Origin of the sequence: Pantanalinema rosaneae CENA516, from assembly GCF_050753385.1 — a bacterium.
Lineage (GTDB): Bacteria > Cyanobacteriota > Cyanobacteriia > Leptolyngbyales > Leptolyngbyaceae > Pantanalinema > Pantanalinema rosaneae.
The window spans coordinates 86149-99051 of record NZ_JBLZFZ010000008.1; the positions used below are offsets into that span (position 1 = coordinate 86149).

At 48.4% G+C, this 12903-nt stretch carries 9 protein-coding genes; 6 read left to right on the forward strand and 3 right to left on the reverse strand.

Going from position 1 to position 12903, the window contains the following annotated elements; genetic code table 11:
- Positions 1–907: 907 nt before the first annotated feature.
- The 4 genes from ACN4EK_RS06375 to ACN4EK_RS06390 all read left to right on the forward strand — a co-directional run bounded on the left by ACN4EK_RS06375 (position 908) and on the right by ACN4EK_RS06390 (position 8994).
- Positions 908–3166: a pre-peptidase C-terminal domain-containing protein gene (locus ACN4EK_RS06375; protein WP_431656759.1), complete on the forward strand. Its 2259-nt coding sequence runs from the start codon at positions 908–910 to the stop codon at positions 3164–3166.
- A gap of 315 nt (positions 3167–3481) precedes the next feature.
- Complete coding sequence (locus ACN4EK_RS06380) at positions 3482–4003, forward strand: hypothetical protein (protein ID WP_431656761.1); 522 nt, start codon at positions 3482–3484, stop codon at positions 4001–4003.
- Between the two features lie 115 nt (positions 4004–4118).
- On the forward strand, positions 4119–7196 hold the full coding sequence (locus ACN4EK_RS06385) for a CHAT domain-containing protein (RefSeq protein WP_431656763.1): 3078 nt from the start codon (positions 4119–4121) through the stop codon (positions 7194–7196).
- Positions 7197–7341: 145 nt separating this feature from the next.
- On the forward strand, positions 7342–8994 hold the full coding sequence (locus ACN4EK_RS06390) for a lipase family protein (protein ID WP_431656765.1): 1653 nt from the start codon (positions 7342–7344) through the stop codon (positions 8992–8994).
- A gap of 65 nt (positions 8995–9059) precedes the next feature.
- Here ACN4EK_RS06390 and ACN4EK_RS06395 read toward each other — a convergent pair whose 3' ends face one another.
- On the reverse strand, positions 9060–9533 hold the full coding sequence (locus tag ACN4EK_RS06395; protein WP_431656767.1) for a site-2 protease family protein: 474 nt from the start codon (positions 9531–9533) through the stop codon (positions 9060–9062).
- 152 nt (positions 9534–9685) lie between these two features.
- The gene (locus tag ACN4EK_RS06400) at positions 9686–10210 is read right to left on the reverse strand and encodes a PRC-barrel domain-containing protein (protein WP_431656769.1); all 525 of its coding nucleotides are present in this window, start codon (positions 10208–10210) and stop codon (positions 9686–9688) included.
- Positions 10211–10621: 411 nt separating this feature from the next.
- Between ACN4EK_RS06400 and ACN4EK_RS06405 the strand changes: the two genes are divergently transcribed.
- Complete coding sequence (locus ACN4EK_RS06405; RefSeq protein WP_431656901.1) at positions 10622–10774, forward strand: DUF6915 family protein; 153 nt, start codon at positions 10622–10624, stop codon at positions 10772–10774.
- Between the two features lie 80 nt (positions 10775–10854).
- Here the strand turns inward: ACN4EK_RS06405 and ACN4EK_RS06410 are convergent, their stop codons facing one another.
- The gene (locus ACN4EK_RS06410) at positions 10855–11991 is read right to left on the reverse strand and encodes a DegT/DnrJ/EryC1/StrS family aminotransferase (RefSeq protein ID WP_431656771.1); all 1137 of its coding nucleotides are present in this window, start codon (positions 11989–11991) and stop codon (positions 10855–10857) included.
- A 117-nt stretch (positions 11992–12108) separates the two neighbouring features.
- On the opposite strand from ACN4EK_RS06410, the gene ACN4EK_RS06415 reads away from it, so the two are divergent.
- The gene (locus ACN4EK_RS06415) at positions 12109–12873 is read left to right on the forward strand and encodes an ABC transporter permease (protein WP_431656773.1); all 765 of its coding nucleotides are present in this window, start codon (positions 12109–12111) and stop codon (positions 12871–12873) included.
- The last annotated feature ends 30 nt before the right edge of the window (positions 12874–12903 follow it).

Genomic DNA, 12903 nt, shown 5'->3' on the forward strand with positions numbered 1-12903 from the left:
GCTGAGATGAAGAGAATGATTTTGGGTGTAAATTGGGTGTAAAAATTCCTTAAAAAGCCTAAAGCTCTGGTAAATCAAGCATTTACAGCTGATTTGTAATCAGCCGGTCGCAAGTTCGAGTCTTGTCACCAGCTTGTAAGTTAGGAGTCTCTGAAACGCTTGATTTCAGGGACTTTATAGTTTTTGGGTGCTTGTTGAACCCTATACAAAGGTTCCAGCTGCAAGGTAGTAACAGGCATACAGAACAAGATCAAACGCATCCATACATTAGACTTCATCCCCCTAAGGGATATCTATTGTGAGCTGGATCAACCAATTAACTAAGCAGGATCACACATTAGTCGAGCTTCAGTCACTGTAAAAGATGATGAAGATCATTGAGTTTGCCAATCTAGATCACAATCAGTCTCGGTGAAATTTCGCATAGTAGAAGAATATTCTTTAAAGAACAGATGAAGTAGGTAGCTAAAATTGCTGAAAACCGCGCAGAACATTAACGGCTTCTCGCAGCTTCAGTCAACGGCATTCTCTCGATCTGTTTTTGCCAAGAATTCGTCTAAATCCGCTACATCTCTCCAATCATTTCCCTGCTGATCAAGCTGGTTGAACATTTGCCTTAGCTCAGTTCCAGCCATTATTTATTCTATAGCCGTCCTCAATGATCCTTGAAATCACAGAGCCGTATGAAGCAGGGTTTGTACAGAATCCCGTTTCACAGTCTAGATAGGATCGCTATATTAACGCGGCTACAGCGATCTCAATCAGGCTGAACTAGCCTATTCCCTTCCCCACGCTTCAACCCAGCGATCGATTTTTGACGATTCCACAACTCACTCCAGTGCAAACAACAGTAGCGATACAAAGCTGTTGTTTCACGGCTCAATGCCCCGTGGGCAAAGGAGATTGTATGGCTTTCAGTGACTATGTCCGAACTGCCTTAACCAGCCCTAAAGAGCAAACTCTGACAATAAGATCACAACCACTGACCGATTTCGCAAGCATTTTCGATCGTCACGACAACTACAGCCAATTCATCCGGGCGAGTTCTGCCCAAGCTTCAACATTACTCGCAGGTGAGGGATTAGCGGCTGATCCTGGAAATACACCGGGCAGTGCTCATAATTTGGGCGTTCTCAGTGGCACCCAGGTAGTAGGCGATCGGGTCAGCAGCACCGATCCGAACGACTATTATCGATTTACCCTATCCGGCAGCTCTGATTTCAATCTGGCACTAACCGGCATGGCAGCAGACGCAGACGTAGAACTGCTGAGTTCATCTGGTGCCATCATTGCTGGTTCCTATCGTGGCTCGAATGGAGACGAATCAATTAACCGAGAAGGTCTAGCGGCTGGAACCTACTACGTCCGGGTGTATCGGTTCAGTGGTAACACGCCCTATCGCCTCACCCTCTCTACCAATGGCATCAGCAATCTGCTCCCCAGAGAGGTAGACCTGGGCAACCTGAGTACCCCCCAAACCCATAGTGGGGTGATTAGTAGCACGAACACCGCCGATATCTATCGTTTCAGCCTGACAACCGCCAGTAGTTTCAATCTCGGCATTAGTGGGTTAAGTGCCGATACCGATGTGCGCCTGATTCGGGACATCAATAGTAATGGACGGATCGATCTAGATGAGGTACTTGCTAGCTCCACCCGCAGCAGTTCTGCTGATGAAGCGATCAACCTGGCACAACTAGATGCGGGCAATTACTTTGTCCAGGTCTACCAGCATAGTGGAGACACTGCCTATAGCCTCCGCCTATCAACGGGTAGCTCCAATTTGTTACCTGCCGAAATCCAGGTGGGCGCTCTGAATGGCACTCGACGCTTCTCCGGCTCCGTTGGCAACAGCAACACCGCCGACGTTTATCAATTCAATCTTGCTGCCCTCACCAACTTTGACCTGACGATGACAGGATTGAGTGCAGATGCAGATGTGCGGCTAATCCAAGATGCCAACAGCAACGGCATTCTCGACCCAACCGAGATCCTGAACTCGTCCACCTGGGGCGGGATCCACTCCGAAGGGTTGCGCCAGACGTTGAATGCCGGGACGTATTTTGTCCAGATCTATCAATTTAGTGGCGAAACCAATTACAGCCTCAGCCTATCGATCGGAGACTGGTATAGCCAACATTTGACTGACTTTGGCGTAATTGGGCTGGCGCGGGATTATCTGGCAGATAATTACCTCAGTCGCAATGAGATGATGGCACTGTTCCGCGAAACTGAGGATGAGGGCAGCATCAGTACCGATGAGGTCACGGATCTGCGGATGTTCTTTAATGGCTTCAGCAGCCAGATGCCGGATTATGTCAGGATTTTGTCCAATCGGGTGATTAATCCCACAGACGCTAACATTCGGTCAGGCATTGGCAACCTGGCGGGTGGGGCGGCATCCAGTCAGATGGAACAGTTGATTGGTAAGTGGTTCCTGGGCAACGATCGCCCCGATGTTCCTCCCAATCCCAATGGTAATGCCCGGGGATACCGTTATCTCAGCGGTGCGCTCTTCCAAACTGGCATCAGCTATAACGATATTGACCAGGGTGGTTTGGGGGATTGTTACTTCCTGGCATCGCTTGCCGGAACGGCATGTCAATCACCAGAAGTGATTCAAAATATGTTCATTGACAATGGAGATGACACCTACACCGTTCGCTTCTACAACGGGTCGGAAGTGGATTACATCACGGTCGATCGCTACCTACCTGTCGATGTGGTCACAGGTCATTTACTCTATGCTGGACGCGATAGTGGATTGTCGTACTCGAGTCCAGACAATGAGTTGTGGGTACTGTTGGCAGAAAAAGCCTATGCCCAACTGAATGAAATTGGTTGGTTAGGACGGGGCAGCAATACTAGCTCCTACCCTGCGATCGAGGGTGGCTCAATGTCTGCCATTAGCCACATTACCGGACGGAATACGAGTGGGTATCGATCGCTCAGTGCCGATGGATTAGACACCGTGGTGGATATGTTCTACAACGGTCGAATTATTTACCTCAGCACAGGCGGTCATGCCCTGACGATCACTGACTACGATGCAATGACTCAACAATTCACGGTCTACAACCCGTGGGGTTCCAGCGACACACGGCAATATACCTGGAGTGAAATGGTCAACACCTTCGTCGGTGGTTGGGGATACTCATTATCCTGAACAGTCATCCAGCCCGGAGTGAGAGGTAGACCTGTTTACAGCCGTTCTCAAATGAATGCACCACACTTGTCAATTCGTCGGTCAGCCCCCTTTCCAGGATGCCGTCAGGCTATATTCTGGGAGACTTTGGCTCCTGTTTCCCCCAGAATTGGGGGGATAGGGGGGCGAAAACTGCTCTAAGATCACCACTCAACTTCGCTGCAACTAAACAATCGGAGGATCAAAGGGTAGGAAAGATCATCCCTACCCTCCTCCTTTTAGACTATGCTGATCCACTCCCTGCCCGTGTTCCGCTTTTCGCACAGGAGTCACTGTATGCTCAAAATCATGATGCTATTACTGATTACAGTTAGCTTGAGTTATTACTTTTCGTCCGTTGTTGCACCCGCTACCATTGTGCCGCTGCTTGCGGCAAAAGAAACCATGACCGCCAATTCTCCTGCGATCGCCATTCAACGAGTCAACCTGTTAGCCCGAGAGGAAAAACATTCTCTGGATGGAGTCGCTCCAAATCCACACCGTCCGATCGGCTTTGCCACGGTCTGCTTGGAAATCAATAACCCAACCAAGCAAGATGTAGCTGTTGTCATCCAATCCATTGAGATTCGGACAACCACCCAAAATATTCGGCAAACCTTTCAGCTTGCCACTGATACCATTCATCCGCTTCCGGCAGTTATCCAGTTAACACCACTAGCTCATGCTGAAGTGATGGTTCACCTGACCAATCAAGTTGGTTATCCTACCGCCGATCGAGTACAAGCAGTTGTCACCTATCGGAGCGGCGAACAGTCTCAAACGGTGATGTCTGAGCCAACACCAGTGCAGCGTTACTGACGGAATGCCTGCCAGCTAATGCTGTAGTCTGTTACAGTTTTGCGGATTTATCGTTGATCTCTAGACAGGAGAGATATAGTCATAGGTAGATATTTCTTTCCTAAGGGAATAGGGTATGCGCCCCGCTCTCAAGCTCGCTAACGTTGCCATAGCCGTTTTGTTAGCGGCAACTGTTCCCCTGATAACCCTCCCTATTTTTGACCTTCCCACCTCCGCTCAAACCTCCTCAGACCGTCAGGGAGAAGCCGATCGACTATTAGAACAGGGGAAGCAACTCGCGCCTGAAGCAGGATTACCATTGCTACAACAGGCATTGCAAATTTATCAGGAAATTCATGTCCTGGCAGGTGAGGGGCAAGCCTGGAAAGAGTTGGGCAATGTGCTGTTTCAACTGAAGCAGTATCCTGAAGCGATCGCGGCGTATCAACAAGCCTTAACGATCGCGAAAAAGATTGCAGATCGTGACTTAGAAGGACGCTCACTGAATAACCTGGGAAATGTTTATCAAGCATTGGGAAAGACATCAACCGCGATCGAGTTTTATCAACATGCGTTGACTCTCGCCAAGACAACGCAGAATCTTTTACTTTTGCCCATTGTGGTGAATAATCTGGGGCAAGCGTATCAGGAGCAAGGAGAGAGTAGCCAGGAAATTGCCCTCTACCAAGAGACATTGGTCACATTGCAAACGGCAGGCGATCGCGCGGGGCAAGCGTTCATGTTCAATGCGTTAGGTAGAGCCTATACAACGGTTGACCAATATCAAGCAGCGATTCAGGCGCATCAACAAGCCCTCGATATTTTCCAGCAACTTGACGATCGCGCAGGGCAAGCCAAAGCCTTGATGGGTCTTGGGTATGCTTACTACTGGATCAGCGAACAGACGACCGCGATCGCGCTGTTTCAGCAAGCACTTACCCTGTTTAAAGCAACGAATAATCCCACTGGACAAGCTATTGCCCTCAATTATTTGGGGAATGCCTTCCATTATCTGGGTCAATACAACTTGGCGGTGACATTACATCAACAAGCATTAAACCGATTTAGACAACTAGGCAACCAACCCGGCGAAGCTAGCGCCCTATTTGGTCTCGGCAATGCGTATAGTTTCCTGGGACAACCCCAACAAGCTCTGGAGTTCCATCAACAGGCATTGAGTTTATTCAAACAGCTTGGCGATCGCCGGAATCAAGCCAGTGCGCTCAATAACATTGCTACTTACTATGCTCATGAACAACCTGAAACAGCGATCGCGTTGTACCAGGAAGCTCTAGCCCTATTTCGGCAGGGTAAACATCGTTATAGCGAAGCTCAAACCCTCAAATCGTTAGGTAATGTTTATCTAACGCTCCAGCAAGTAGATACAGCGATCGACTTTTATCAACAAGCCCTGCCAATTTTCAGACGTATTCATGAAGTGTACGGGGAAGCCTATACCCTACAAGGCTTAGGTTCTGCCTATATGCGGCAGCAGCACTATCAGCAATCACTTGATTTCTACCAACAATCCCTGACTATTTTGCAAAAGATTGGCGATCGAGAGGGAGAAAGTAGTCTATTCAGTCATATTGGCAATCTATTTGTATACCAAAATCAACCCGAACTTGCCATCATTTTCTACAAACAATCGGTCAACGTGCATGAAACCATTCGATCTGATATTCGCCAACTACCGCGCGAGTTACAGGAATCTTATACCCAATCGATCGCTGGTAGTTATCGCATTCTTGCCAATCTACTGATTGAACAGGGACGTATCGGCGAAGCCCAGCAGGTTTTAGAGCGCTTAAAAATTCAGGAACTTAACGACTTTACCAAAGGAACCCGTACCCCTACCGCGATTGCTGAAGTCGGCTTGACCGCGTTGGAAACCCAGATTAAAGGTCAGTACAGCAGCCTGATTGCCTTCGGTAGCAAGTTCTACGACTGCGAACAACAACGTTGTGCCCAATACGGTGAACTCAAAACCCAATACCAAACGTTATCCAAAGAGTTTCAAACCTTTGTTGAGCAAATTAAACAACAACTACGGGATGCTCGCCTAACTCACGTTGATCAATCAACTCAGGACTTTCAAAGCAGTGCCGATCGCGTTGTAACTGCCAATTCTAATGCCATCTTGATCTATCCTCTGGTCTTAGCCGACAAAACTCGAATCCTCTGGGCGGCCAGGGGTGGAGTTCTGAGTAAAACAGCCGTCTGCCCGTTCGGTGAAACCGCCCTCTACAGTAAAGTTTCCCAATTCCAAGCCCTACTCAGCACCCGTGACGACGAAACCCAACTCCAGGCGATCGGCAAAGACCTTTACGATTGTTTGATCAAACCACTGGAAGCAGAACTCACTGCCAACCACATCCAGCATTTAATCTTTGTCCCCGATCGAGCCACCAACTATATTCCGATCGCAGCTTTGTTTGATGGCAAGCAATACCTGATTCAGCGCTTCGCGGTCTCCAACATTTTGTCTGCCAGCCTCACCGATACCAGCAGTTCCCAGCTATCCCCTTCGTCTACTCCTGTGCTGGCACTGGGTTTTTCGGAAGCAACCGGAGACTATAGCCCTCTGCCCAATGTCGAAGCTGAACTGAATGCTATTGTCAAACAACCTCACAACGCAGGCATCTATCCCGGAGACATTCTTCTGAATCAGCAATTCACTAAAGCCGCCTTTGAAGATAACATTCGCGGACACAAAATTATTCACATCGCTACACACGGCGAATTCAAACCTGAAAATCCCCGTAGCTCCTATTTCTTGCTGGGCACAGGCACACCCTATCCCATTCCCGACGTGCAAACATTACGTGACTTGAGAGAGGTACAGTTAGTTGTTCTTTCCGCTTGCCAAACTGGATTAGGTGGCACAGACAGACTGGGACTGGAAGTGAGTGGAATGAGTTCGTTTTTCATGGGCGATCGCGATCGGGCTAAGGCGGTGATCGCTTCTCTTTGGAGTGTGAACGACACCAGCACCAGTTTGTTAATGCAACAGTTTTATCAGCAGTTGGCAACCGGCAAGCAAACGAAAGCCGCTGCCCTCCGGCAAGCCCAACTTAGCCTATTACAGGGTAGACTCACCACTCAGCCCACAGCCTCTAATTCCACCCCCAACCAAAGTTCCAAAAGTTCCACCAGTGACCTGAGCCATCCTTACTACTGGGCACCCTTCATTTTGATTGGTAATAGTCTGTAGTCCTATAAATTCAGCAACAAGCAAGGTCGCTCTCCAATCAAGGTTGAGATTTTGGTTAAGGGAATTCGTTTCCTGAGGGGTACAGGGTATTTTAGGAACGACAATACCCACCGTCAGATAGTCCACCCTTTATCACCTTCGGTCAATGGATGACAACATATCTGCCCCAGTTGATTCGGATCAGCCCAGCTTTTGGCTGCGATCATCGAACCGTCAAATTCGGACGGTAATCTTTGAATATGCCTTGATTGCGGCTATTTTAGGACTCAACCCCTTACCTAATTTGTTCAGCCTATCGCTAATTCTGCTGGGATGCCTTAGTTTCAAAATGATGCGCGATATTGGTAGCAAATGGGGCTATCCCAAGGGACAGGACATTTTAGCGATCGCAGGGAATTTATTCGGTGGATTGGGCGCGTTAATTATGGCGTGTCTCACCTGGAGCTTCATAATTGTTATCACGATTTACTTCCCTATCCTCAAGATTTTATCACTCACTGTCGCCTATGCTACTTTTACCTGGATTGTTGGACAAGCGACCAATCAATATTACGCTACCGGAAAAGCCAGCGAAATCAAAGATGAACACTTAGTTTCTAGATCAGTTGGCATTGCTAATGAAATTGGCGGTGGCGGTGGCAGCTTAAAACGACGGAGAGTTTTGCTGGGAACGTTGGCGATCGGCACAACAATGACTGGACTTTCCAGCTATCTCAAACAACGGGAATTGACTCTGGCGCAAGCTCAACTCTCCCAACTGGCGCGTGAATCTCATGCTTATGTGGAACAGTATCTCCAACAAGCGTTTATGGGAGATACAGTCAGCGCTCAACAGATTCAGGCAATCAAAAACTCCACAAAATTGGTGTCACCAACGCTTCCCTACGATCGCACGATATCGAAACTATTAATTCGTTGCACTCGTTTAGGAACAGAGCAATATCTCACAGGCACGATCGTCCCTAACTATGACGGTTCGATCACGACATTACCCAGCTTTGCAGCTAATATGGCAAAGTACACCCAGGTGGCAACCTTAATTGGGCCGGAAGAAGCCACAACAACACGGAAGTTGGAACTTTCTGCCGATGAAACGGCTACTGCCCTCTTGCCCCGCGATCGCCTGCGGGAGGATTTGAATCAGGTTGAAGATCGGGTAAAAGCCATTGGTGGAGAAGCTATCACCTTAAAATGGCTCAATCCTGTGTATTGGGGCTTCATTTTACAGTCCCCAGACCATAGCATTATTGCCTTTCGAGGCACACAACGTACTAATGAATGGATTGATAATATATTGGTGCAGCAGGTTAACCATACCGCTTTATCGCCCTTTGAATTTGTGGGTAATATTCACCGTGGATTTTCCGCTATCTACGGCACGATCGCTCAACAGGTTTTGGTAGCCGCAGAAGAACTAGATCACTCCCGCCCCATTTATATCACTGGGCATAGTTTGGGAGCATCACTAGCCACTCTAGCGGCAATGGATTTAGCTATACGGATGCCAAAACTTAAGCATCAATTACGGCTATATACCTATGCGGGACCCCGAGTAGGAGATGTCAAGTTTGCTGAGGCTCATAGTCACCTGGTTCCTAATCACTACCGCATTGTCAATCTAGCAGATGGGATTCCCACGGCTCCTCCGACTATCACGGGTAAGTTAGTGTTCGCCCATGCCGGACAACTCTGGGCATTTGTAGACTACTCCGGCGACTTGATTCTAGGTCATTTTATTAGCGTCTACAAAAAGGCGATCAATGCTGAGCAGGAAAGCTTAATGAAGCGGCAAACGTAATATGATCAAGCTTGTTTTACCGTTTCTATCCTCTCTTGACCGGATAGTACCCTCTCAGGGAGTATTCAGCCGCCCTCGGAGGAGCGCAACCCATCGCCAAAGTCATGCTGCCGTTGCAACCAGTTAGCAACATCTGTCGCTGCGCCTTGACTGACCGAGGCAAGCAGTCCAAACAACCCAGCGAGTCCCAGGCTCGTCAATGGTCCGATGCCAGCAATCTGGAACTCATCACCGGGAGTTTCAGCTTCCATGCGAGTCTGCGAAACGCCACCAAATGCAAATAAGGTAATTCCTTCAACCGGAATACCTTTGGCTTTAGCAACAAACGAATGCGATAGTTCGTGCAACAGCAGGGAGGCAAAAAACAGCAGTGTTCCTGCTACTCCCATCCCAATGTAAGTGCTGCCCGCAAGCCCTGGATAGTTCAAGGGAAATAACTGTGCCGTCAACGTCCATAAAATCAGGAAGAAGATTAACAGCCACGATAGATCAAGGCGAATTTCAAATCCAAAGATGGAACCTAAACGAAAGCCTGTCATAATTCTTTTTTGCTTTTTCTCAAGTGCTGTAACCATCCATTGGGCAATATAGCCATCCCAACGTAAATGAATCAAAAGCTTGCTAATACAGGCAATTAGGGGGCAAAGACTATTTGCCCCGCAACAACAAGCGTTGACCAAACAAGATTATGTTATGGACGGGATGTGGGTGTGGATCTACGATCGCGCATCCGTTGTTCATAGGAGTGGAACATTGGATCGTTGAGATCGTAGAAATAAGGCTCTTGCCGATAGTCATAGACTGAGCCAGCAGCAGGCCGTGTCTGGTTGACTTGTGGAATCATTGGGCGATACGACGATCGCACACGCTCCTCATAATCACTGTCGATCTTCAAATCGTCAGTGAACTCAGGTAAATTCTCCACCTGGTCTTTAGTCAAGCCAGAGATGTAAAGCCGCTCTTTACCGTAGTCCAAACGTGCCATGCCAATGGGAAGCAAAACCTGTTTGCCAAATACCCAAAAACCAGTGTCGATGATGAAATAACGGAAGCGTCCATCATGTTCATCGACCAGCATATCTTTTACTGAACCCACTTTATCCTGCTCATTGTCATCGGCATCGTTTGCATAGACTGAAAAGTTAGTGATCTTATGTCCATCAAACAGATCCTTAATGTGATTAGGATAGTAGTCAGTTAGCTTCATCAGTGCCATGATTGATTTCTCCGTCAACTAATTTTTTACTCAATGCTGAGGAATGGGAACCAAATCAGTTCGAGATTGGGTAGGGGCAGGGTTTGCTGCCAAATCTATTGCGGAGTGCAGATTGGTCTACTAAACCCACCCGTACAGTTTGCAGATTTAGTGAACCACAATCCTTAGCAGATGACACCTCTACTTTGAAGCCAGAAGCTTGCTAATACATCTTTCAAGTAACAGATAGGCTGAACAAGCTTGGATGTAAAGTGTAATACCTTATAAGTTTATATCAGAGGAAAAAATTAAACGTTGTTCACCAAGTGTATTGGCAATTGCTGACGCTGTTTGAAATAACCGCTTACATTATTTTTACATGATTGAATATACTGCTGAAGTCATTCAATATGTCGTTCCGGATGCCAAACAATCCGTTATCAAGTTGGTGGAAGACATGAAGATTATCTCGCAATCCATGAAAAGATAGATTCTACAAAAATCGCTTATGGGAAAGCTCAACACCGCTGCGTTTTTCACTCTACCTTTGGAATTGAGTATTTCAGTCAGCAATTCGCCAGTTAATTTGCGGACGGGGGCGTAAGGCTATACGGCCGTTCGCCCCTTCAGAGGACAAAATAGTCGATCTTATTTAATCTGCGATCCTAAAGGCAATCTTTCAAGCTGTAGACCACTTGTTCCTGCTGCTCCCGAGTCAATTCCGGGAACATTGGTAAGGAAAGCACTTCCCGAGCCGTTTGTTCAGCCACAGGAAGCTGACCCGGTTGATAACCCAGGTGGGCATAGACAGGTTGGAGATGCAGCGGCAGCGGATAGTACACCATTGAACTCACGCCGGTTGCCTGAAGTTGGCTACGAATGCGATCGCGGCGTTCTGTATCCGAGTTAGCCGGTAAACCTTCACTGAGAATCCGAATGGTGTATTGGTTCCACACACTTTGTCCACCTGCAATTTCTTGAGGCAAAGCCATCCCCGCGATCGGGCTGAGGAGGTGCTGATAGCGCTCGGCGATCGCTTGGCGTTGAGCATTCCAGGTATCTAAATACCGCAGCTTTACCTGAAGAATCGCGGCTTGCATGGCATCCAGACGGCTATTCATGCCCAGGTCTTCGTAGTAGTAGGTTCCCCGTCGCCCATGATCGCGTAAGCGGCGAATGGTGTCTGCGATCGCAGGATCATTGGTGGTAATCGCTCCGCCATCTCCACAGGCACCCAGGTTTTTGGTCGGGTAGAAACTAAAACAGCCGATCTGACCAATGCTGCCCACCTTCTGCCCTGCCCAACTGGCACCCGTTGCCTGAGCGCAGTCCTCCACGATCGCTAAATGATGGGCTTGGGCGATCGTCGTCAACCGGGTCATATCGACAGGACGACCAAATAAATGGACGGGAATAATGGCTCGGGTGCGATCGGTAACTGCCGCTTCTACCTGTGCCAGATCGAGATTGAAACTTTGCGGTTCAATATCAACGAAAACGGGGGTAGCTCCCACCGCACTGATCACCTCAGCCGTTGCCACAAATGTAAATGGCGTGGTGATCACCTCATCACCCGCGCCAATCTTTAAAGCTCGTAGCGCCAAATACAGGGCATCTGTCCCTGAATTACAGGCAATACACTGGGTTGTGCCAATGTAATCAGCGAGTTGGCGTTCTAAGCCTTCGACGACCGCACCACCAATATAGTGACCAGAGGCAAGCACCTGTAGTACGGCAGCATTCAGTTCGTCACCAATTACCTTGAATTGTTCAGACAGGTCAAACGGGGGAATCTTATTCACTCACTTACACCACATGCGGGATCAACCATTAATAAAATCAAATTTTGTTCCCAAATGGAATCGATCGGGGGAGCTTAAGTCGGTAGACTAGGGCGATATATTAATTGTTTCAGATTCATGAACTCTTTGCTGCAATTGGTTTGGGCATTGGGCTTTATGGCGATCGCGATCGCCCTGTCGGCTTGGCAGCGCTTGGGCTTGACATGGACACTGGCACTTGCCACCGGACGCACCGTGATGCAACTGTTGGTGGTGGGCTATGTCCTGGCGGTCGTCTTTGCCTTTAATAACCCCTGGTTGGTGCTGGCAATCTTAGGTGTGATGCTGACGATCGCGACGATCGTGGCTCGCAACCGCATTAGTAAGAAAGTGCCTTATCTGCTGCCATTGGTGGGAAGTTCCATGCTGATCAGTACGGCATTAACCCTGCTCTACACCAGTATTTTCGTGCTACAACCCAGTCCCTGGTATGAGCCACGCTACATCATCCCCCTCGCCGGAATCGTGTTAGGCAATGCCATGAATGGTGCTGCCATTACTGGAGAACGGTTCGTCAGTACGCTCAATTCTAGTCAGTTAGAAATTGAAACCCATCTCAGTTTAGGGGCAACGCCTCAACAGGCGATCGTCCAGTATCGCCGCGACGCAATCCGAGCCGGACTGATTCCGACTATTAACACCATGATGGTGGTAGGTCTGGTAACGCTACCAGGCATTATGACGGGGCAACTCTTGAGCGGGGTTGATCCCTTGACTGCCACAGCTTACCAAATCTTGATTATGTTCATGTTGGCATTTGCCACCCTGGTTACCGCATTACTGGTCACCTGGGGGATTTATCGACAATACTTCAACCAGGCAGCCCAATTAACCACCTGGTAATTTAGACGGGGCAGAGGGGAGAGCACTGCC